The organism is Bradyrhizobium sp. LB8.2 (assembly GCF_040548035.1).
Taxonomy (GTDB): Bacteria; Pseudomonadota; Alphaproteobacteria; order Rhizobiales; family Xanthobacteraceae; genus Bradyrhizobium.
In genome coordinates, this window is the sequence record NZ_JBEPQV010000025.1 from 102,049 (window position 1) to 124,387 (window position 22,339).

Consider the following 22,339-nt stretch of genomic DNA (forward strand, 5'->3'; position numbering starts at 1 on the left):
CATGCAGCCTCGAGGCAAGATCGTCGTCGCGAGCCAGCATTACCCGCCTGATCCGAGCACGACGGCGGCGATCATGGCCGAGATCGCCTGCCGCATCGCCGGTGATCACGAGGTCGTGGTGCTGTCGGGCTCATCCGGCGCGCTGCCGGCGTCGCAGACCGGACCCGGCAAGCCGCGCGTCGTCGCCGTCAAGAACCGTATCGCGGGCAAGGCGGCGCTGGTGCGGCGCGGCATCTCCGAGCTGCTGTTCGCGGCCCGCACGTTCCTGGCGTTGACACGGGAGCTGAGGCGAGGTGACGTCGTGCTCACCGTCACCGCGCCGTTCATGCTGCCTTATGCGGTCGCGGCGGCGGCAAGGCTGAAGGGCGCGCGCTCGGCGCTGATCATGCACGACCTCTTCCCCGACGTGCTGGTGATGGCGGGCTTGCTCAAGCCCGGTTCGATCGTGACCATGACGATGCGCGCCGCCAACAGCCTGATGTTCCGCGCGCTCAATGCCGTCATCACCATCGGCCGCGATGCGGAACGGCCGCTGCTGAGCTATTCCGGCATGACGCGGAACAAGATCCGCTTCATCCCGAACTGGGCAACGCTCGCGCCCGCACCCCGCCCGGTGAAGGCGGACAATCCGTTCCGCAAGGCGCATCGCGCGCGCTTCATTGTCGGCCTGTCGGGAAATCTCGGCTTCACCCATGATCCGGAGATCGTGTTCGAGGCGGCGCGCCTTTTGAAAGACGATCCGGACATCCACTTCCTGCTCTCCGGCTGGGGCATCGGCTTCGAGCGGCTGACGCAGTTGCAGGCCGAAGCGAACTTGCCCAATGTCTCCTTCGTGGCGCGGGTCGAGGATACCGAGCTCGAGGCATTCCTGGCGGCGGCCAATCTCTGGATCATTCCGTACCGGAAGGACGTTGCGGGAGTGTCGGTGCCGAGCCGGTTCTACAATCTGCTGGCGGTTGGCCGTCCCGTGGTGCTCGTCTCCGAGCCGGAGGCCGAGGCCGCGTTGACGGTGGTGGAGAACGGGCTGGGCTGGGTCGTGACGCCGGGCCGTGCCGATCAACTGGCCGAGGCGATCCGCGCGGCGTCTCGCTCCGACGATGTCACTATTGCGGAGCGCACGGTGAAGGCGGCAGCGAAGTTCGATCGCGTCACTGCGATGAACGCCTATGCCGCCGTGGTCGACGAATTGCTGCGCAACCCCGAACTGGCGGAGCAACGATGAACGAGCCCAAGCCAGTCGTACTGGTGACGGGGGCGAGCGGTTTCGTCGGCCGTCATGTCGTGCCCGCGCTGGCGCGCGAGGGATGGTCGGTCCGCCGCGCAGTGCGCAGCCCGGAAGGCCTGGACGACGAGGTCGTGATCGAGACGATCGGCCCCGAGACCGACTGGCAGGCCGCGCTTCAAGGCGTCGACGCGGTGGTCCATCTCGCCGCGCGCGTGCATCACAAGCACGAGGAGCATGCGGTCCAGCTCTACCGCAACGTCAACATTGCCGGCACGCTGCACCTGGCGCGCAGCGCGGCGACGGCCGGCGTGCGCCAGTTCATCTTCGTCAGCACAGTTCTCGTGCACGGCCGCAGCAACGAGGGCCGCGCGCCGTTCAGCGAGGACGATATCCTGACGCCGCGCGGTCTCTACGGCATGTCCAAGGCCGCGGCCGAGGCGGGCTTGAAGACGCTGGCGCGCGACAGCGCCATGAAGATCTCGGTGATCAGGCCGCCGCTGGTCTATGGTGCCGGCGCCAGGGGCAATTTCGCGCTGCTGACGCGTGCCGTGAACCTCGGGCTGCCACTGCCCTTTGCCGCGGTCCGCAATCACCGCGCCTTCCTTGCCGTGCAGAACCTGTCGTCGTTCATCCTGCGCCGGCTCTCTCATCCAGATCCCGCGAGCAATTTCGAGATCTTCCTGGTGGCCGACAGGGAGCAGGTCTCCACGCCCGAGTTCATCGCGCGGCTGGCCAAGGCTGCCGGCAAGAACTCGCGGCTGTTCGGCGTGCCGCCGGACCTGCTCGGAACGTTGCTGCGCGTGATGGGCCGGCAGGATACGCATGACAGCCTGATCGGCTCGCTTGAGCTCAACCTCGCCAAGGCGACCGCGACCGGCTGGCAGCCGCCGGTGTCTCTCGACGAGGGGCTGCGGCTGGCGCTGTCGGCTCAGGACGCCTGACGGCGGGAGAAGCGCCGCAGCACGAATCCGATCGCGATCGCGCCGGCGAGCAGGGAGAGAAGCGTGATGGCGATCGCGCCGGCACGCACGGTGACGATGGCAAGCAATGCCAGCACGAGGTTGAGCACGAACACTTCGCGAATCACCTGCGGGACCGTGAAGGCGTTGTCGGTGGCGCGCTGATAGAAGTGCGAGCGATGCGCCGACCAGAACTGTTCGCGGCGCGCGATGCGCCGGAACAGCGTGATGGTGGCATCCGCGAGGTAATAGGCCGGCAGCAGCAGCGCTGCGGCGGCTTGTCCGTGCCAGGCGAGCTCGAGCAGGCACCATCCGAGCAAAAGGCCGATCGGCAGGCTGCCGACATCGCCCAGGAAGACTTTTGCGAGCGGCTTGTTGAACGGCGCAAAGCCGAGCACGGCGCCGCACATCGCCGCGGCGATCAGCGCGGCCGGCCACGACAAATCGCCGAGCAGTCCCAGCAGCAGCAGCGCCGCGGTGACGGGCACGACTTCCGCCACCGTCATCAGGTCGAGCCCGTCCATGAAGTTGACGAGGTTCACGAACCACACGCCCGCCAGCAGGATGAGGCCGCGCTCCAGCACCAGCGGCAGCGCCGGCGCGATGCGCGCGGTCTCGGGCGCGGTGAACACGACGGCGCCGACCGCGGCGGCCTGCAGCACGAGCCGCACGAGCACCGGCAGCGACACGATGTCGTCGGCAAATCCGACCAGGGCGATCAGGATCGTCGCAGCGATCAGCGCGGGTGGAATCGCGACGTTCGCCCAGGCGGCCCAGGCTGATGCGACCAGCAGCGTCGCGGCGATTACCGCGATGCCCGCACCCTGCGGGGTCGGGATACGATGCGAGGACCGCGCGTTGGGGCGCGCCAATGCGTAGCGCTGGAGCAGGGGACGGCTGGTCCAGGTGATGGCGGCCGACACCAGCGCGGCAATGGCAACGGCAAGCAGCGAGGGCAGGGCGCCGAGCGCGTCAACGGCCGCGTTCACTCCGGCACCCCGAGCGGCGCCGACCCCTGCGCGGCTTTCTCCGCGCTGAGGATCCAGACCAGGCCGCCGATAGCGCCGACGATGAAGTACACGGCGCCGAACAGGAGCGAGACGTTGACGCCCTCGTTGGTGGCAAGTCCCGCGAAGCCGAACGCGAGGCCCATGGTGGCTTCACGCACGCCCCAGCCGGCGATCGAGATCGGCATCATCGTGATCAGCATCACCGGCGGTACGAGCATAAAGACGTCGCTGAAGCCGACCGGCGCCGCGATCGACTGCACGACGCACCAGGCGACCACGACGGCCAGCACATGCACGGCGAGCGACAGGATCACGACCGCCGGTCCGCGCGAGCGGCTGAAGATCACGCGGTTGGCGATCACGGCACAGGCGTGAATGTGATGCGTGGCCCACCAGGTTTTCAGCCAGTGCCATTTCAGCGCGCCGAAGACCAGGAAGCCGAGACCACCCGCGAGCGCCGCGAGGTCGACGAGCAGCAGCGCCGAGCGCCCGTGTGGATCGGCGATGAGGGCGTAGCTCCAGGGTAGGCTCGCGACGATGATGATCGCGAGCGCGATCAAACCGATCGCGCGGTCGACGAAGATCGAGTAGGTCGCAGCGCGCCAGCCGGCGCCCGCGCGCGCGACGAGCCAGAGCCGGACCGCATCGCCGCCGATCGCCGACGGCAGGGTCTGGTTGAAGAACGATCCGATCACGTTGTAGCGCATGGCCCGGCCGAGCTCGAGCGGCGCGCCGCATTCCGCGCTGATCTCGCGCCAGCGCAGCACGCCGACAAAGATTTGCAGGAACGTGATCGCGATTGCCAGGCCGATCCAGAACAGGCTGGTCACAGTGAAACGCGAAAACAGTTCGGACAGATCGACCTTGCGCAGCGCCAAATAGAGCAGCGCTCCGGAAATCAGGATCTTGGCCGTCGACAGCAGGATTCGGCGCATTTCGCCCGCGTGAACAAGGGATTTGAAACCACCCGACGCGAGGCGCCGAATTCGGCCGCTTTGGTATGGTTTTGGCGTCGATCTTGCAATAGCGGTTATTAAGAGTTCTCATGAACAGCCTCATGCAGGGTGGCGGAGCTATTGCGCTCCCCGCTAAAGAGGCCTCACGGGCGAAGGATTTCTCGGGAACAGAATGACGGATCAGGCGATTTTGATTACGGGTGCGGCCGGTTTCATCGGCTTTCACGTCACCCGGCAGCTTCTGAGCGAGGGCCGGCCCGTCGTCGGGCTCGACAATCTCAACGGCTATTACGACCCGGCGTTGAAACAGGCGCGCCTTGCGCTGTTGCGCGGGGATTCCCGTTTCTTCTTCGTCGAGGCCGATCTCGCCGACCGCGAGACCATCGCGGCGCTGTTTGCGCGACACCGATTTGCCAAAGTCGTGCATCTCGCGGCCCAGGCCGGCGTGCGCTATTCGATCGAGCAGCCGCACGCCTACGCCGATTCCAATCTCCGGGGCTTTCTCAACGTGCTGGAGGGCTGCCGGCACAATGGTTGTCGTCATCTCGTCTACGCTTCGTCATCCTCCGTTTATGGCGCCAACACAAAACTGCCATTTGCCGTGCAGGACCGGACCGACTATCCCGTGAGCCTCTACGCCGCGACCAAGAAGGCGAACGAGGTGATGGCGCAGTCCTACAGCCATCTCTATCGGCTGCCGGTCACGGGCCTGCGCTTCTTTACCATCTACGGCCCCTGGGGTCGGCCCGATATGGCCATGTTTCTGTTCGTGAACGCCATCATGGCCGATCGGCCGATCCGGCTCTTTAACCATGGCAAAATGCGTCGCGACTTCACCTATATTGACGACGTCACCCGCGTGGTGTCCAAGCTGATTGATCAGGTGCCCGCGGATGACCCGGCTGCCGCAAATGCGCCGTCTAAGGTCTACAATGTCGGCAACCACCATCCGGAAGAACTGATGCATGTCGTCGGACTTCTGGAGCAGGAGCTGGGTCGGACGGCGGTCAAAGAATTGCTGCCGATGCAGCCGGGAGACGTTTTGGAAACGTTCGCGGATGTCTCGGATCTGATGCGCGACACCGGCTTTGCACCGTCAACGCCGATTGCGCACGGGGTTCGTAATTTTGTCACCTGGTATCGGGACTACTTCAAGGTTTGAAATGACGATGGACAAACGCATTATCCCCCTGATCATGTGCGGCGGTGCCGGCACGCGGCTGTGGCCGGCTTCGCGCGAGGTGCGCCCCAAGCAATTCCTGCCGCTGTTCGGCACGCGCTCGACCTTTCAGGACACGCTTTCGCGCGTCTCGGAGGCCTCGCTGTTCGATCGCCCGATCGTCATCACCAATGCCTCCTATCGCTTCATGGTGCTGGAGCAGCTCGCCGAGATCGGCATCGAAGCCGACGTGATCCTCGAGCCGACGCGGCGCGATTCCGGCCCCGCGATTGCCGCGGGCGCGGTGTTCGCGCAGAACCGCGCCGGTGAAGCCATCGTGCTCGCGCTCGCCGCCGACCATGTGGTGCAGGACAATGCCGCCTTCGTCGCGGCGTGCCGCGAAGGTCTGATCGCCGCGAGCGCCGGGCGCATCGTCACCTTCGGCGTCAAGCCGGAGCGGCCGGCGACCGAATACGGCTATATCAGCCCGGGCGAGGTGATCTCCGGCACGGTTCACGCGGTCGCGCGCTTCGTCGAGAAGCCGGACGCGGTGAAGGCGGCCGACTACGTCAATTCCGGCTATCTCTGGAACAGCGGCAACTTCATGTTCCCGGCCAGCGTGTTGCTCGACGAATACCGCAAGGTCGACGCGGCGAGCGTGGAGGCGATCTCCAATGCCGTCGCCAATGCCGGCCGCGATCTCGGCTTCGTGACGCTGGAGCCCGAGGCGTTCGGCGCGGCCAAGGCGATCTCGATCGACTATGCGGTGATGGAAAAGACCGCGCGCGCAGCGGTGGTGCCGGTGTCCTGCGGCTGGTCCGACGTCGGCTCCTGGCACGCGGTGTGGGAATTGTCCGAGAAGGACGCACAAGGCAACGCTTCGCACGGCAGCGCCGTGTTCGAAGATTCCCGCAACTGCAACGTCACCACCGATTCCGCGCTGGTCGCGCTCGAAGGCGTCGACGATCTCGTCGTGGTCGCGACCGCGGATGCGGTGCTGGTCTCGCGCCAGAAGGATGCCAACGGCCTGAAGCGGCTCGTGACCAAGCTCAAGGCGGTGGCACCGAAGGTCACCGAGGAGCACCTTAGGGTGCATCGGCCCTGGGGCAGCTACCAGTCGGTCGACAATGGCGAGCGCCACCAGGTCAAGCGCATCGTGGTGAAGCCGGGCGGGCGTCTGTCGCTGCAGAAGCACCATCATCGCGCCGAGCACTGGATCGTCGTCCGCGGCGCCGCCCGCGTCACCGTCAACGAGACCGTCAAGACGGTGCACGAGAACGAGTCGATCTACATCCCGATGGGCGCGGTGCACCGGATGGAGAACCCCGGCAAGATCATGCTGGAGCTGATCGAGGTCCAGACCGGAAGCTATCTCGGCGAAGACGACATCATCCGGATTGAAGACGACTATCAACGGTCGTAGCCAGCAAGCTCCGAATCACGCGACGCGGGCTGAAACGTTGGTCTCTTTCAGAGGCTTAAGGCCCAGGGAACGTGTAACTTTTTGAATCAAATCGTGTCCGGATCGTGAGGGCGGCATTCGCCACAAATGTGGCGTCCGTGCTAGAGCTGCGCCGGGGATTTTGCGTTGAATCGGGGTTTGCTCAGATGAGTTCCAACGGATCTGCACCGGCAAAGGCCGGCTTGCGCGTCGGCGTCATTGGCGCCGGCGTGATGGGCAGCAACCACGCGCGCGTGCTGAGCGGCTTGCCCGGCGTCAGCCTTGTCGGCGTCGTCGATCCTTCGCCGGCCCATCGCACGCGGGCGATGGAGCTTGCCAATTGCACGGGCTTCGAGACGCTCGACCAGCTCTTCGCCGAAGGCGTCGATGCCGTCACCATTGCGGCGCCGACCCATCTGCATCACGAGGTCTCGCTCGCCTGCATCGCCAAGAACATCCACGTGCTGGTCGAGAAGCCGATCGCCTCCACGGTCGCGGAAGGCCGCGAGATCGTCACCGCCGCGCAAAAGGCCGGCGTGACGCTGATGGTCGGCCATGTCGAGCGCTTCAATCCGGCGGTCGCCGCCGTCAAGCAGGCGATCGCGGGCGAAGATATCCTCTCCATCGCGATCACGCGCGTCGGCCCGTTCCCGCCGCGCATGTCCAACGTCGGCGTCGTCATCGATCTTGCCGTGCATGACATCGACCTGATCCGCTGGTTCACCGAATCCGACATCGTCGAGGTGCAACCGCAATTGTCGAGCGCGATCGCCGAGCGCGAGGACATCGCGCTGCTGCAGTTCCGCACCGCCAACGGCGTGCTCGCCCACATCAACACCAACTGGCTGACCCCGTTCAAGGCGCGCAGCGTCACGGTCGCGACCCGCGGCAAATACGTGATGGGCGATCTCCTGACGCGTCAGGTCACCGAATGCTTCGGCTTCAAGCCGGACGGCAGCTATTCGATGCGGCATCTGCCGGTCGGCCATGACGAGCCGCTTCGCGCCGAGCTGATCGCGTTCCTCAAGGCCGTGCGTAACGGCGAGACGCCGGCGGTCACGGGCGACGAAGGCGTTGCCAGCCTCGAGATCGCGACGCAGTGCCTGGAAACGCCGTCCCGCCCCGCAGCCACGTCGTCCGCCCGCAAGGGTCCGCGCCGCGTCGCCGGCTGATCCTTTTCCATGTCGACCATTCAAGAAGGCGCCAAGAACCAGGCCATGAACCAGCATCTGCGTTCCGAACTCATTCCCTTCGTCGACGTCGCCTCGCAGCGCCGCCGGCTCGGCGATTCGCTCGATACAGCCGTGAAGCGCGTTCTCGACCATTGTCAGTTCGTCAACGGCCCTGAAGTCGCCGAGCTCGAGAAGCAGCTTGCGGCCTATTGCGGCGCCAAGCACGTCATCGGCTGCTCCAGCGGCACCGATGCGATCCTGATCGTGATGATGGCGAAGAATGTCGGGCCGGGCGACGCCGTGCTGTGTCCGTCCTTCACCTTCATCGCGACGGCTTCGCCGGTGGCGCGGACCGGCGCGACGCCTGTTTATGTCGACGTCGATGAGGCGACCTTCAACATGAGCCCGGAATCGCTGAAGCGCGGCATCGCGACCGCCCGCAAGCAGGGCCTCAAACCGGTCGCGGTCATTCCGGTCGACCTGTTCGGCCAGCCCGCCGATCACGACGCCATTGCCGAGATCGCCAAGGCGGAAGGCCTGTTCGTGCTTGACGACGCCGCGCAGGGCTTTGGTGCGAGCTACAAGGGCCGCAAGCTCGGCACGCTGGCGCTCGCCACCGCGACCAGCTTCTTCCCCGCAAAACCGCTTGGCTGCTTCGGCGACGGCGGCGCGATCTTCACCGATGACGACGAGCTCGCGGCGACGCTGCGCAGTATCCGCGTGCACGGGCAGGGCGTCGATAAATACGACAACGTCCGCCTCGGCCTGACCGGCCGGCTCGACACCATGCAGGCCGCGATCCTGATCGAGAAGCTGAAGATCTTCGACGACGAGATCGCTGCCCGCAACAAGGTCGCCGAACGCTACGCGCGAGGACTCAGCAATGTGGTCACCGTACCGCGCGTTGCTCCCGGCAATACATCGGTCTGGGCGCAGTACACGATCCGTCTCCCTGAGGGCACCGACCGCGACGGCTTTGCCGCCGCGCTGAAGGCCCAGGGTGTGCCGACCGCGATCTATTACGGCAAGTCGATGCATCAGCAAACCGCCTACAAGCAGTATCCGGTTGCAGAAGGCGGCCTGCCGGGCTGCGAGAGCCTGTCGCAGGACGTCATCAGCCTGCCGATGCACGCTTATCTGACCGAAGCCGATCAGGAGCGAATCATCGCGGCCGTGCGCGGCGCGATTGCGGGCTGATTTCGCCGTTATTCTTTACCTCTCCCGCTTGCGGGAGAGGTCGGATCGCGCAAGCGATCCGGGTGAGGGTTCTCTCCTCTGGGGGCTCAATTGCGGAAACACCCTCTCCCCAACCCTCCCCGCAAGCGGGGGAGGGAGCGGACCTGCGCCGCAGCTTGCACCTAGACCTAATCTCGCCATGCTCTAAAACATACGCATGCTCGGACGCATCTTCACGGTTGGCGGATATACGCTGCTCTCGCGGCTGACGGGATTTGCCCGCGACATCATGCTCGCGGCGATCCTCGGCGCCGGCCCCGTGGCCGACGCCTTTTTCGTGGCGCTGCGGCTGCCCAATCATTTCCGCGCGATCTTTGCCGAAGGCGCGTTCAACGCCGCCTGGGTGCCGGCCTATGCCCACGTCCATGGCGAGCGCGGGGAGGGGGCGGCAAGATTGTTCGCCGACCGCATCTTCACGCTGCTGCTGGCCTCGCAAGTGGTGCTGCTGATCGTCGCCTGGCTGTTCATGCCGCAGGCCATGAGCATTCTGGCGCCCGGCTTTAGCGAGGATGTCGAGCAGCGCAGGCTCGCGATCGAGCTCACCCGGATCACCTTTCCCTATCTGCTGCTGATCACGCTGGTCACGCTCTATGGCGGCATGCTCAACGTGATGCAGCGCTTCGCCAGCGCTGCGGCGGCCTCGATCTTCCTCAACATCTCGATGATGATGACGCTGGCGCTCGCTGTCTGGTTTCCCAGCGCGGGCCATGCCGCCGCCTGGGGCGTCCTGATCTCGGGCTTCCTGCAATATTTCCTGCTGGCGGGCGATCTCGCGCGCCATGGCGGCCTGCCGCGCTTTGCGCCACTCAAGCTCGACGAAGACGTCCGCGGCTTCTTCAGGGCGCTCGGGCCCGCGACGCTGGGTTCGATGGGCACGCAGGTCGCGCTGTTTGCCGACACCATCATCGCGACCTTCCTGCCCGCGGGCGCGCTGTCGGCGCTCTACTATGCCGACCGCCTCAACCAGCTGCCGATCGGCGTGATCGGCATCGCCATCGGCACGGTGCTGCTGCCGGAGATGTCGCGGCGGATCACCGCCAACGACCATGACGGCGCGATGAAGGCGCAGCGCCGCGCGTTCGATTTCACGCTGCTGTTCTCGGTGCCGTTCGTCGCCGCCTTCCTCACCGTGCCCGACGCGATCATGCGTGCGCTGTTCGCCCGCGGGGCGTTCTCGAAGGCCGATGCCGCCGTCGCCGGCGCCACGCTCGCCGCCTATGCCATCGGTCTGATCCCCTTCGTGCTGATCCGCAGCGCGGTCGCGACCTTCTATGCGCGCAAGGACACGGCGACGCCGGTTCGAGCGTCACTGACCGGCATCGCGGTCAACGTCGCCCTGAAGGTCGCCTTGATGGGATCGCTCGCCCAGATCGGCCTGGCGCTCGCAACAGCCGTCGGTGTCTGGACCAATCTGCTGCTGGTGCTCTTCTTCGCAGTGCGGCGGGGCTTTCTCGTGCTGGACCGTGCCTGGCTGTTGTCGCTGGCCAAATTCCTGCTGACCGGCATCATCCTGGCCGCCGCCTTCTGGCTGATCGCGCGGTTCAGCGGCGCCAATCTTGCCTCGATGCACTTCCAAGACGAACTGACGCTGGTCCTGTTGGCCCTCGGGGGCACAATCGTCTACGCGCTCGCGATCCTGGTTCTGTTCGGCCGCCGCTGGCTAGTCTCGCTGGTGCGCGGCTAGCTTCTTCGAATTTTCAACGCATTGACGGCTCGACCTTGTCGGCACGGACCAGTCTCGATCGTCCTTGGATGGACACATCGCGGAAGTGCGGTGGATGGACCCTGCACACGTGAAGTGATGCCGTCACCTCGATCCGGCAAAATCGAACCAGGAGCACTGTTTATGAGGATCACCGTCGAAACCAACGTAGCAGCCCCCATCGATCAGGTCTGGCGCGCTTATACGACGCCTGCCGACATCATGAAGTGGAACGCCGCGTCCGACGACTGGCATACGACCAAGGCTACCGTCGACCTGCGAGAAGGCGGTGCCTTCTCATCTCGCATGGAGGCCAAGGACGGCAGCATGGGCTTTGACTTTGCCGGCACCTACACGAAGATCGTCGAGCACAAGCGGATCGAATACGCTTTCGGCGAGCGAAAAGCCGAAGTCGAGCTTGTGCCGGGACCGAAGGGCATTCTCGTCCGCGTTGTCTTCGATGGCGAATCGACGCACTCGGTCGAGCAGCAGCAAGGCGGTTGGCAGGCCATCCTCGACAACTTCGCACGACACGTGGAAGCGAGGCAGAAGAAGTCGTGAAGGCGTGCAGGGGGAAGAGATGAGATTCCCGACAGGCGTCGTCGGCTCTGACGGAAACTGAACCGTCGGGGAATGATCGGCTTCGGCTCATTGGCTAACCTCTCAGAGCGGTCGCAAAACGTCCGCTTGACTCCCATTGGCCGATGATTGGCCGGCACGACCAATGTGCTCATTGCGACCTGTGAGGGGTTTTCCGAGCGGGCCTGGGACGTCCGCAGGACCATCGATCTTCACAGGGAAATGAGCGAGCCACGACCTTTCCATCCCATCCCCTTCTGACCGGCAGACCGTGCCCAGCCAAAGCCATTTGCCTTGCCAGTTTTTCCACGGCAATATGCCGGCAAAACAACCATAGGACGGGACAAGAAAATGGCGGCTCCCATCAAGTTCGGCGTTGGCCAAAGCGTGCTGCGCAAGGAGGATGATGCACTCATCCGCGGCAAGGGCCGCTACACCGACGATTACGCGCCGCAGGCCGCGTTGCGCTGCCTGATGCTGCGCTCGCCGCATGCGCATGCCAAATACACCATCGATGCGAGCCGCGCCCGCGGGCTTCCCGGCGTCGCGCTGATCCTGACCGCCGACGACGTCAAGGATCTCGGCAATCTGCCCTGCCTGTTCAATCTCGAAACCGATCCCTTCACCGGCCCGCCTTACCCGATCCTCGCCAAGGACGAGGTGCGCCATGTCGGCGATTCCATCGCCTTCGTCGTGGCTGAGACCATCGACCAGGCCCGCGACGCGATCGAGGCGATCGAGGTCAAATGGAGCCCGCTGCCGGCTGTGACCGGCGTCGTCAACGCCATCAAGAAGGGCGCGCCGCAGGTGTGGCCGGACAAGGCCGGCAATGTGCTGTTCGACGTCTCGATCGGCGACAAGGCCGCGACCGAAGCTGTGTTTGCCAAGGCGCATGCAGTCGCCGAAATCTCGATCGTCAATCCGCGTGTGGTCGCGAGCTTCATGGAGGCGCGCGCTGCCGTGTGCGAATACGACGCCAAGCGCGACCATCTGACGCTGACGGTCGGCAGCCAGGGCAGCCATCGCCTGCGCGACATCCTCTGCCAGAACGTGCTGAACATCCCGACCGACAAGATGCGGGTGATCTGCCCCGACGTCGGCGGCGGTTTTGGCACAAAGCTGTTTCCATATCGGGAATACGCCCTCCTGGCAGTCGCCGCGCGACAGCTGAAGAAGGCGGTGAAATGGGCGGCCGACCGCACCGAGCATTTCATGGGTGATGCGCAAGGCCGCGACAACGTCACCACCGCGAAGATGGCGCTGGCTGAGGACGGCAAGTTCCTCGCGATGGATTGCGACCTGATGGGCGACATGGGCGCGTATCTGTCGACCTTCGGCCCCTACATCCCGCATGGCGGCGCCGGCATGCTGCCGGGCCTCTACGATATCCAGGCGTTCCATTGCCGGGTGCGCACCATCTTCACCAACAGCGTGCCGGTCGATGCCTATCGTGGCGCGGGTCGGCCCGAAGCGGCTTATGTCATCGAGCGCCTCGTGGATGCCTGCGCGCGAAAACTCGACATGACGCCGGACGCCATCCGCCGCAAGAATTTCATTCAGCCGAAGGCGCTGCCCTACAAGACCGCGACCGGCAAGATCTACGATTCCGGCGACTTCGCCGCGCATCTCAAGCGCGCGATGGAGATCGCCGAGTGGAAGGAGTTTGGAAAGCGCGCAAAGCTCGCCAAGAAGAACGGCCTGATCCGCGGCATCGGGCTTGCGAGCTACGTCGAGGTCTGCGGCACCATGGGCGAGGAGACCGCCAATGTGCGGATGGATCCCAATGGCGACATCACCGTCCTGATCGGCACGCAGTCGAGCGGGCAGGGCCACCAGACCGCCTATGCGCAGATCGTCGCCGAGCAGTTCGGTGTTGCGCCCGAGCGCGTGCACGTCCACCAGGGCGACACCGATATGATCGCCACGGGCCTCGGCACCGGCGGCTCGGCCTCGATTCCCTCAGGCGGTGTCAGCGTCGAGCGTGCGACCCGCGAACTCGGCGCGAAGCTTAAGGAGATCGCGGCGCAGGCGTTGGAGGCCAGTGCCGGCGACCTCGAGATTTCAGAAGGCGTGGTGCGCATCGCCGGCACCGACCGTTCGATCTCGTTCGCCGATCTCGCCAAGCGCCCCGGCGCCGACCCGTCGAAGCTGAACGCGAGTGCAACCTTCGCCAGCGCCGATGGCACCTATCCGAACGGCACGCATGTCGCCGAAGTCGAGATCGATCCGGCCACCGGCATCATCAAAATCGTCAACTACGTGATCGTCGACGATTTCGGCAAGACGCTCAATCCGCTGCTGCTGGCCGGCCAGGTGCATGGCGGCGCCATGCAGGGCATCGGCCAGGCGCTGATGGAGCAGGTGGTCTATGGCGCCAGCGACGGCCAGCTCATCACCGCGACCTTCATGGACTACGCGCTGCCGCGCGCGGCGGACGGGCCTGCCTTCGTGTTCGAGACAGCCAACGTTCCCTGCACGACCAATCCGCTGGGGGTGAAGGGCGCGGGCGAGGCCGGCGCGATCGGCTCCTGCCCGGCCGTCGTCAACGCCATCGTCGACGGGCTCTGGCGCGAATACAAGATCGACCACATCGACATGCCCGCGACCGCGGAGCGGGTGTGGATCGCCATCAACGAGCACCATCGCCGTCACAGCCTGTAAACGGCGATCTCCGCGGCGGGAATAAACACCCGCCGCCGGGTTCTATCATGATGGCGCTCCCCCAACCCATACAAGCCGGAGAAACAAGCCGATGAAACGGATGATGATTGTCGTGGGCACGTTGGTGCTAGGTGCGGGCGCCGTGATGGCGCAACAGGAGATTGCCGTCCAGCAGGACAATCTGATGCGCTCGCAGGCCAAGAGCCTCTACACCGTCATCCAGAAGATGACCAAGGGCGACATCCCCTACAACCAGAAGGCCGTCGACGAGGCGATCGCCAATCTCGAGGGCGACGTCGCCAAGATTGCCAAGACGTTCGAGGTCAATCCCAAGCAGGACGTCGTGAACGCGACCTATGGGGCGTCGTCGAAGGTTTGGCAGAACAAAGCCGATTTCGACTCCAAGATCCCACCGGTCCAGAAGGCGATCGCGGACGTCAAGGGCAAGATCACCGACGTGGCGAGCCTGAAGGCCGCCTATACCGCGATCAACGATCGCTGCACCGATTGCCACGAGACGTACCGGCTGAAGCTGAAGTAGCGGCCGTAGCTTGTCGCCCGGACGGAGCGAAGCGAAATCCGAGGAGCGTGCGCGAGCCGACAGGTCCATCCCGAATTCCGCTTTTGCTCCCTCTGGGCTGCGGGAACACGGCCGCCAGCCGCGAAGTCTGCACGCGCAGCGCAGCAGCAAATTATGTTCGCAAGGCCTGACGGATCGCTGTCGGAGCAGTTATCTTTGCTCAACCAGGAACAGCGAGACAAGCCATGGTGAAACCGTTCCCGTCGAAGACGCACATCGGCAACCATATGCTGCATCCCGAAACGCTGATGCTGACCTATGGCTATGATCCGCAATTGTCGGAAGGCGCCGTCAAGCCACCGGTGTTCCTGACCTCCACGTTCGTGTTCAAGACGGCCGAGGATGGGCAGGACTTCTTCGATTTCGTCTCCGGCCGGCGCGAGCCTCCGGAAGGGATGGGTGCGGGCCTGGTCTATTCGCGCTTCAATCATCCCAACAGCGAAATCGTCGAGGACAGGCTCGCGATCTACGAGCGCACCGAGAGCTGTGCGCTGTTCTCATCGGGCATGGCGGCCATCGCAACCACGATCCTGGCTTTCGTCCGCCCTGGCGATGTCATTCTGCACTCCCAGCCGCTCTATGGCGGGACGGAAACCCTGCTGACGAATACGCTTGCGCGTCTGTCGATCGGCGCCGTCGGCTTCGCCGATGGTGTTGACGAAGCTGTGGTCAGCCAGGCCGCGGAAGAGGCCATGGGCAAGGGCCGGGTCTCGATGATCCTGATCGAAACCCCGGCCAACCCGACCAACGGGCTGGTCGACGTCGCGATGATGCGCCGTGTCGCCGACGTCATCGGAAAGAAGCAAGGACACGTCCCGATCATCGCCTGCGACAATACGCTGCTCGGACCGGTGTTTCAGCGGCCGATCGAGCACGGCGCGGATATTTCCTTGTACTCGCTCACTAAATATGTCGGCGGTCATTCAGACCTGATCGCGGGCGCCGCGCTCGGCGCGAAGGCGGTCGTGAAAGGCATCAAGGCGCTCCGGGGCGCCATCGGCACCCAGCTCGATCCGCATTCCTGCTGGATGATCAACCGGTCGCTCGAGACGCTGAGCCTGCGGATGGAAAAGGCCGATGCGAATGCGCGCCTCGTGGCCGACTATCTGCGCGACCATCCCAAAGTGGCCAAGGTCCACTATCTCGGTCATCACGAAGCGGCTTCGCCGGCCGGACTTGTGTTCGCGCGGCAATGCTCAGGTGCGGGATCCACGTTCTCGTTCGACATCGTCGGCGGCAAGGCGGCGGCCATGAAATTCCTCAACGCGCTGCAGATCCTCAAGCTGGCGGTGAGCCTTGGTGGAACGGAGTCGCTTGCGAGCCTGCCTGCCACCATGACCCATTCCGGCGTTCCCGCCGATATCCGCCGGAAAATCGGCGTCCTCGATTCCACGATCCGGCTGTCGATCGGCATCGAACACCCCTCGGACCTGATCGCCGACCTCGCGCAGGCGTTGAATGCGGCCGAACCTGACGTGTGACGTATGCGCCAGCGCGGGCTACGTGAATCGAAAAGGGCGGTTGCGTAAGCAGCCGCCCTTTTGTCGGACAGTGCGAAAGGTTACTTCATCACCTGACCGCGGATCTCTCCGCCCGGATTGGCCGCGGTGTGGATGTTGACGTAGAGCTTGCCGGCGAGCAGATCGGCGGCCTGCGCGTCGGTCAATGTCGCCGAGCCCTCCGCCGGGCTCTTGGCGGCGCCGGGGATCGGGACCGCGACGCCGGCGTTCTTGCCGGCCTCGGCAGGTCCGTGGAAATGCGCGGCGGTGGCGGGGCCGGACAGGCCGGAATAGGTGAGCTTCCAGGACAGCTTCTTGCTGGCGGCGTCGTAGTCCAGATCGGCCGTTCCGGTGCCGCTGCTGGTCGTTGCGGGCACCTCGGACTTGGCGTCGAGCGTTGCTTTCAGCTTTTCCGCGCTGGCCGAACCCGCAAAGGCAACGGCGCCGAGCACTGACATGGCGATAACGGTCTTGTTCATGACTCTTCTCCCTGCTGAACCCGTTTGGGCTGCCAAACTTCCAACAGCCGGCATTTCAGTTTATTCCCGTTTCAGGCCGCGGTGGGCTAAATTCTTCGTGGTTGGAGCGACGAAGACATCGGTCATAAGGTTCGCGGCGATGCACGAAGGGACCGTATGTTGCGACGAACAATCTCCGTGGCGCTGCTCGCCGCACTCGCCGCAGCCGGCGTCTACTGGTGGCTCAGCGCGCCGGTGGTGGCGGCCGCCGGTGGCGCGCCTGCCCACGTGCCTGATCTTGCCAATGGCGAGGTGATGTTCAACGCCGGCGGCTGCGCCTCATGCCATGCCGTCCCCGACCAGCCCGATCGCCTCAGGCTCGGCGGCGGCGTCGCGATCAAGTCGCCGTTCGGAACGTTCTACGCGCCGAACATCTCCTCCGATCCGACCTACGGCATCGGCAAATGGAGCGATGCCAAATTCGTCAACGCGGTGATGGGCGGGGTCTCGCCGGACGGACAGCATTATTTTCCGGCCTTTCCCTATACCTCGTATCAGGATGCCAGGCGCGTGGACGTGCTCGATCTCTTCGCCTATCTGAAAACACTGCCGGCCGTTGCAGGCAAGGTGCGCGACCACGATGTGCGCTTTCCCTTCGACATCCGGCGCAACGTCGGCATCTGGAAACTTTTGTTTATGGACGGCAAGCCTTTCGTCGCCGACAGCGCGAAGTCGCCGCAATGGAATCGTGGCGCCTATCTCGTCAACAGTTTTGGCCATTGCGCGGAATGCCACAGCCCGCGCAATGCGCTTGGCGGCATCATCGCCGGAGAACGCTTCGCCGGCGGGCCCAATCCGGAAGGCGAGGGCTGGGTGCCCAACATCACGCAGAAGGGCCTTGGGGAGTGGAGCGCGAAGGATATTGCCTATCTCCTGAAGACCGGCGAACTCCCCGACGGCGACAGCGTCGGCGGTGCGATGACGCGGGTGATCAAGAACACCTCGCAATTGCCGGACGAGGATCGCGCGGCGATGGCGGACTATCTCAAATCGCTGCCGCCGGTGGACGGTCCGCCGCGACCGAAGCGCAAAGAAGGAAGCTAGGTCGCGCCAAACGCCTTGAAGGTGATGATGGTCAGGGTGTCCTGGATGCCCGGCAGCACCTGCACCTTCTCGTTGACGAAGTGGCCGATATCGGTGTCGTTGTCGACGTAGAACTTCACCAGCAGGTCGTATTGACCGGCCGTGGAATAGATCTCGGAGGCGATCTCGGCTTCGGCAAGCGCATTGGCGACCACATAGGACTGGCCGAGCTTGCATTTGATCTGGACGAAAAAAGGAACCATTGCAGTCACTCCGAAGGCATATCTGACCGGCTAATAGGCCAAAACCGGCCGGATTTGGCAAGCGAACTTGCTGCCTCTGTATATGCGCGCTAGGAGGGGCCATGCTCCCCAGGAAGCGGAAAGTCGGCCCATGATCACCCCCGTGGCGCTCACCATCGCCGGCTCCGATTCGAGCGGCGGTGCCGGCATCCAGGCAGACCTGAAGACCTTTGCCGCGCTCGGTGTCTTCGGCGCTTCCGCCATCACGGCGCTGACGGCGCAGAACACGCGCGGCGTCACCGGCATTCACGCCGTGCCGGCCGAGTTCGTCACCGCGCAGATCGACGCGGTATTCTCCGATATCGAGGTCGGCGCGGTCAAGATCGGCATGGTGGCGCAAGCCGCCAGCATCGATGCGATCGCGGCCGCACTGTCGCGCTGGAAGCCCCAACACATCGTGCTCGATCCCGTGATGGTGGCGACATCGGGTGATCGCCTGCTCGCGTCCGAAGCCATCGACGCCCTGCGCATCAAACTGATGCCGCTGGCCTCGGTGATCACGCCCAATCTGCCGGAAGCTGCGGCTCTGCTCGACGAGCCGGTTGCGACTAGCGAGGCCGAGATCGAGAGCCAGGGGCGCCGGCTGCTGGCGTTGGGCTGCCGTGCGGTCTTGATCAAGGGCGGGCACGGCGAGGGCGCCGAGAGCACCGACTATTTCGTCGATGCCAAGACCACGATCGCGCTCGCCGCGCCGCGCGTGGCCACAAGCAACACCCATGGCACAGGCTGCTCGCTGTCCTCGGCGGTCGCCGCCGGGCTGGCCAGAGGCGAGGATCTCGAGCGCGCCGTGCGCAACGCCAAGGCCTGGATCAGCGCGGCGATCGCGGCCGCCGACCGCTTCAGCGTCGGCCACGGCCACGGGCCGATCCATCATTTCCACAGATTTTACTGAGACCGGCCGCGAGCGCGCGGCCGTTAACCCATCCAGCCAGCAGTTCCGGGTTCTTGCGGAGGTTGCTGCGGCGTGATGTCGCCTGATTGTCGCATGCGACTGATATTCGCGGGGAGGGCAAGGCAAGGCGCGATTCGTATCCGAGGGTGCGTCAAAGGTTCAATTGGTCATCCCCCTGTCACGGGACATTGTTACAGGCTGTCGCATGGGAAGTTACGATGTGAGTGACGAGAGCCCTGAGCGGCGCTTTCGCACGTTGTTCATCTCCGACGTTCATCTCGGAGCCCGCGGTTCTCAAGCCGACCTTCTGCTCGACTTCCTGCGTTTCCATGATGCAGACACGATCTATCTCGTCGGCGACATCGTCGACGGCTGGGCGCTGAAATCGAGCTGGCATTGGCCGCAATCGCATAACGACCTCGTCCAGAAGCTTTTGCGCAAGGCGCGCAAGGGCGCGAAGGTCATCTACATCCCCGGCAATCACGACGAGTTCCTGCGCAACTATTACGGCACGCATTTCGGCGGCATCGACGTCGTCGAGAACACTGTCCACACCGGCGCGGACGGCAAGCGCTATCTCGTCATCCACGGCGACATCTTCGACCTCGTGGTGCAGAACGCGCGCTGGCTCGCCCATCTCGGCGACAAGGCCTACGACTTCGCGATCCAGATGAATCGCTTCGTCAATTTTTTCCGGCGCATGTTCAAAGTGCCCTATTGGTCGCTGTCGCAATGGGCCAAGCAAAAGGTCAAGAACGCGGTCAACTATATCGGCGCGTTCGAGCAGGCGCTCGCCGCCGAGGCGCGGCGCCATGACGCCGATGGTGTGATCTGCGGCCACATCCACTACGCCGTGATCCGCAACGAGGGCGGCATCCGCTACATGAATTGCGGCGACTGGGTCGAGAGCTGCACGGCGCTGGTCGAGCACGACGACGGCCGTTTCGAGATCATCACCTGGGCGGACCAGGCCGAGAAGCCGGCACAGATCCCGCAGGTCGCAGCCAAAGCTGCATAACAAGGGCAGCCTGATGCGCATCCTGGTCGCGACCGACGCCTGGCACCCGCAAGTCAACGGTGTGGTTCGGACGCTGACCAAGCTTGCCGACGCCGCCAAAAGCCTCGACGTCGAATTCTCGTTCCTGACGCCGCAATCGTTCCGCACCTTTGCGATGCCGAGCTATCGTGACGTGCGGCTGGCCATGCCGCGCCCGGCGCGGATCGCGAAGCTGATCGAAGAGGCGCACCCGGACAGCATCCACATTGCGACGGAAGGTCCGATCGGCCTGATGGTCCGCCGCTATTGCCGCCAGCGCAAGCTGCCCTTCACGACCAGCTTCCACACCCGCTTTCCCGAATATGTCCGCGCCCGCGTGCCGGTGCCGGGCTCGCTGATCTGGCGGGCGCTGCGCCGATTCCACAGCCCCAGCCGCGCCGTGATGGCGGCAACGCCTGCGCTCGCCCGCGAGCTGACCGAGCGCGGCTTCGACAATGTGGTGCTGTGGCCCCGCGGCGTCGACACCCATTTGTTCCATCCTCGCGCGATCGATCTCTGTTTGCCGGCACCGGTGTTCCTCTCGGTCGGCCGGGTCGCGGTGGAGAAGAACCTCGAGGCATTCCTTGACCTCGATTTGCCCGGCACCAAGGTGATCGTCGGCGACGGTCCGGCGCGTGTCGCGCTGGAGGAGGCGTATCCGGACGCGATCTTCCTCGGCGAGAAGCACGGCGAGGAGCTGGCCGACATTTACGCGGCCGCCGACGTCTTCGTGTTTCCGAGCAAGACCGACACTTTTGGCCTGGTCCTGCTCGAAGCGCTGGCAAGCGGCCTGCCGGTTGCGGCTTTCCCGGTGAAGGGGCCCCGCGACGTGATCGGCGATGCGCCAGTCGGGGCGCTCGATCACGATCTGCGCAGCGCCTGCTTCGCCGCGCTCGACATCTCCCGTCAGGACTGCGTCGAATTCGCCGCCAACTACACCTGGGATGCCTCGGCCCGGGCTTTTATCGACAGCATTTTGGCGGTCGGCGCGGTACTGCCGGGCCGGAACGGGGCGGAGCCGGCGCGCTTCGTCGCCTGAGCGGAAGAAATCCTCGCGTGGAGGTGTCTTGCCCGCGGCTCGATAGCCGCGATATGGTCGGTCATGACCGAACAGCTCCTCCCGATCGGCCCTGCCGATATCGATGCCGCAGCACGCGTGATCGCGCCCTTCGCCGTCCGCACCCCGCTGCTGTCCTTTCCCGTGCTCAACGAGCGCGTCGGCGCAAAGGTGTTCCTGAAGCCGGAGATGCTCCAGCGCACCGGTTCGTTCAAGTTTCGCGGTGCTTTCAACAAGGTCGCCTCGATCCCGCAGGACAAGCGCGCCGGTGGCGTGGTCGCGTTCTCCTCCGGCAACCATGCCCAGGGCGTGGCGGCGGCGGCAAAAATCCTCGACATGCAGGCGACCATCGTGATGCCCGCGGATGCGCCGCTGTCCAAGCGCGAGCGCACCAAATCCTATGGCGCCGAGGTCGTGCTGTACGACCGCGATCGCGACGACCGCGAGGCGATCTCGCGCGGCATCGCCGAGAAGCGCGGCGCAACGCTGGTCAGGCCCTATGACGATCCCTTCGTGATCGCAGGCCAAGGCACTGCCGGTCGCGAGATTGCGGAAGACATGGCAGCGCTCGGTCTCGCCCCTGACATCGTGGTCGCGCCGGCCTCCGGCGGTGGCCTGATCGCGGGCGTCGCGACGGCAGTAAAGGCGCGCTATCCGTTAGCCCAAATCGTCGTCGCCGAGCCCGAATCGTTCGACGATCACGGCCTTTCGCTGACCGCAGGTCATCGCGAGCCACACGGGCCGGCAGGCCGCACCATCTGCGATGCGCTGATGGCCCTGATCCCAGGCGAGATGACGTTTGCGATCAACAGCAAGCTGCTCGCGCGCGGCGTGACCGCGTCGGACAAGGAAGTCGGCGCGGCCGTCGCATTCGCCTATCGCGAGCTGAAGCTCGTGGTCGAGCCGGGCGGAGCGGTAGGATTGGCCGCGCTGCTTGCGGGGCGTCTTGATGTTGCCGGCAAGAACGTCGTCATCGTGCTCTCCGGCGGCAATGTCGACGCCGATCTGTTCGCGGAGCTGGTGGCCTGATTTTCTAATCGTCTCACATGAAGAAGGGGCAGAGCGTTGCCGCTCTGCCCCTTTCTGTATTTTCGTTTGGTGGATTCGAACTTGCCGCTTGCTCGGTGCAACCTCTCCCGCTTGCGGGGGAGGTCGGCGCGAAGCGCCGGGTGGGGGCTGTTTCCTCTTGGGGAGTCTCCGTGCGGAAGCACCCTCTCCCCAACCCTCCCCCGCAAGCGCTATCGGATTCACACATCGGCCATTCGCAGTGAGGCGCCAAATTTGATGCGCTGGAGGGCTTCGAGCCCCAAGCGCATGGTTTTTGGTCCCGGC

Annotated in this window: 20 protein-coding genes; 16 read left to right on the forward strand and 4 right to left on the reverse strand. The window is 64.7% G+C overall.

The window, feature by feature from the left end:
• Position 1 precedes the first annotated feature (1 nt).
• Both ABIB06_RS26865 and ABIB06_RS26870 read left to right on the forward strand, forming a co-directional pair.
• Entirely contained in the window at positions 2-1,222 is a 1,221-nt protein-coding gene (locus ABIB06_RS26865; protein ID WP_354049932.1) for a glycosyltransferase family 4 protein, read from the forward strand.
• A complete protein-coding gene (locus ABIB06_RS26870) occupies positions 1,219-2,166 on the forward strand; it encodes an NAD-dependent epimerase/dehydratase family protein (protein WP_354049933.1) in 948 nt (315 codons plus the stop codon). Before ABIB06_RS26865 ends, ABIB06_RS26870 begins: the two co-directional genes overlap by 4 nt.
• Here ABIB06_RS26870 and ABIB06_RS26875 read toward each other — a convergent pair.
• Entirely contained in the window at positions 2,154-3,173 is a 1,020-nt protein-coding gene (locus ABIB06_RS26875; protein WP_354049935.1) for an MraY family glycosyltransferase, read from the reverse strand. The two genes, ABIB06_RS26870 and ABIB06_RS26875, sit on opposite strands and share 13 nt — an antisense overlap.
• Positions 3,170-4,129 (reverse strand): lysylphosphatidylglycerol synthase transmembrane domain-containing protein, encoded by a 960-nt coding sequence (locus ABIB06_RS26880; protein ID WP_247443624.1) that lies wholly within the window; start codon positions 4,127-4,129, stop codon positions 3,170-3,172. Before ABIB06_RS26880 ends, ABIB06_RS26875 begins: the two co-directional genes overlap by 4 nt.
• A 193-nt stretch (positions 4,130-4,322) precedes the next feature.
• Between ABIB06_RS26880 and ABIB06_RS26885 the strand changes: the two genes are divergently transcribed.
• The 9 genes from ABIB06_RS26885 to ABIB06_RS26925 all read left to right on the forward strand — a co-directional run bounded on the left by ABIB06_RS26885 (position 4,323) and on the right by ABIB06_RS26925 (position 16,161).
• Entirely contained in the window at positions 4,323-5,312 is a 990-nt protein-coding gene (locus ABIB06_RS26885) for an SDR family NAD(P)-dependent oxidoreductase (RefSeq protein ID WP_354049936.1), read from the forward strand.
• 7 nt (positions 5,313-5,319) lie between these two features.
• Positions 5,320-6,732, forward strand: coding sequence for a mannose-1-phosphate guanylyltransferase/mannose-6-phosphate isomerase (locus ABIB06_RS26890; RefSeq protein WP_354049938.1), 1,413 nt, complete (start codon positions 5,320-5,322; stop codon positions 6,730-6,732).
• A 185-nt stretch (positions 6,733-6,917) separates the two neighbouring features.
• Positions 6,918-7,922, forward strand: a complete 1,005-nt coding sequence (locus tag ABIB06_RS26895; RefSeq protein ID WP_247445515.1) for a Gfo/Idh/MocA family protein — start codon at positions 6,918-6,920, stop codon at positions 7,920-7,922.
• Positions 7,923-7,931: 9 nt separating this feature from the next.
• Positions 7,932-9,119, forward strand: a complete 1,188-nt coding sequence (locus ABIB06_RS26900) for a DegT/DnrJ/EryC1/StrS family aminotransferase (RefSeq protein ID WP_354049939.1) — start codon at positions 7,932-7,934, stop codon at positions 9,117-9,119.
• A gap of 196 nt (positions 9,120-9,315) precedes the next feature.
• Complete coding sequence (gene murJ, locus ABIB06_RS26905) at positions 9,316-10,842, forward strand: murein biosynthesis integral membrane protein MurJ (RefSeq protein WP_354049941.1); 1,527 nt, start codon at positions 9,316-9,318, stop codon at positions 10,840-10,842.
• A 162-nt stretch (positions 10,843-11,004) separates the two neighbouring features.
• A complete protein-coding gene (locus tag ABIB06_RS26910; protein WP_354049967.1) occupies positions 11,005-11,421 on the forward strand; it encodes an SRPBCC family protein in 417 nt (138 codons plus the stop codon).
• 369 nt (positions 11,422-11,790) lie between these two features.
• Complete coding sequence (locus tag ABIB06_RS26915; protein ID WP_354049943.1) at positions 11,791-14,100, forward strand: xanthine dehydrogenase family protein molybdopterin-binding subunit; 2,310 nt, start codon at positions 11,791-11,793, stop codon at positions 14,098-14,100.
• A 91-nt stretch (positions 14,101-14,191) separates the two neighbouring features.
• Positions 14,192-14,641, forward strand: coding sequence for a cytochrome c (locus ABIB06_RS26920; RefSeq protein ID WP_354049944.1), 450 nt, complete (start codon positions 14,192-14,194; stop codon positions 14,639-14,641).
• Between the two features lie 224 nt (positions 14,642-14,865).
• On the forward strand, positions 14,866-16,161 hold the full coding sequence (locus ABIB06_RS26925; protein WP_354049945.1) for a cystathionine gamma-synthase family protein: 1,296 nt from the start codon (positions 14,866-14,868) through the stop codon (positions 16,159-16,161).
• An 80-nt stretch (positions 16,162-16,241) separates the two neighbouring features.
• Here ABIB06_RS26925 and ABIB06_RS26930 read toward each other — a convergent pair whose 3' ends face one another.
• Positions 16,242-16,658, reverse strand: coding sequence for a CHRD domain-containing protein (locus ABIB06_RS26930; protein WP_354049946.1), 417 nt, complete (start codon positions 16,656-16,658; stop codon positions 16,242-16,244).
• A 156-nt stretch (positions 16,659-16,814) separates the two neighbouring features.
• On the opposite strand from ABIB06_RS26930, the gene ABIB06_RS26935 reads away from it, so the two are divergent.
• Positions 16,815-17,741, forward strand: a complete 927-nt coding sequence (locus tag ABIB06_RS26935) for a c-type cytochrome (RefSeq protein ID WP_354049947.1) — start codon at positions 16,815-16,817, stop codon at positions 17,739-17,741.
• On the opposite strand, the gene ABIB06_RS26940 is transcribed toward ABIB06_RS26935, so the two are convergent.
• Positions 17,738-17,983: an Lrp/AsnC ligand binding domain-containing protein gene (locus ABIB06_RS26940; protein ID WP_247352077.1), complete on the reverse strand. Its 246-nt coding sequence runs from the start codon at positions 17,981-17,983 to the stop codon at positions 17,738-17,740. The two genes, ABIB06_RS26935 and ABIB06_RS26940, sit on opposite strands and share 4 nt — an antisense overlap.
• Before the next feature lie 130 nt (positions 17,984-18,113).
• On the opposite strand from ABIB06_RS26940, the gene thiD reads away from it, so the two are divergent.
• The 4 genes from thiD (at position 18,114) to ABIB06_RS26960 (ending at position 22,036) form a co-directional block, all read left to right on the forward strand.
• Positions 18,114-18,914, forward strand: a complete 801-nt coding sequence (thiD, locus tag ABIB06_RS26945) for a bifunctional hydroxymethylpyrimidine kinase/phosphomethylpyrimidine kinase (RefSeq protein WP_354049949.1) — start codon at positions 18,114-18,116, stop codon at positions 18,912-18,914.
• A gap of 205 nt (positions 18,915-19,119) precedes the next feature.
• Entirely contained in the window at positions 19,120-19,932 is an 813-nt protein-coding gene (locus ABIB06_RS26950) for a UDP-2,3-diacylglucosamine diphosphatase (protein ID WP_354049951.1), read from the forward strand.
• Between the two features lie 13 nt (positions 19,933-19,945).
• Complete coding sequence (locus tag ABIB06_RS26955) at positions 19,946-20,989, forward strand: glycosyltransferase family 4 protein (RefSeq protein ID WP_354049953.1); 1,044 nt, start codon at positions 19,946-19,948, stop codon at positions 20,987-20,989.
• A gap of 63 nt (positions 20,990-21,052) precedes the next feature.
• A complete protein-coding gene (locus tag ABIB06_RS26960) occupies positions 21,053-22,036 on the forward strand; it encodes a threonine/serine dehydratase family protein (protein WP_247352069.1) in 984 nt (327 codons plus the stop codon).
• The last annotated feature ends 303 nt before the right edge of the window (positions 22,037-22,339 follow it).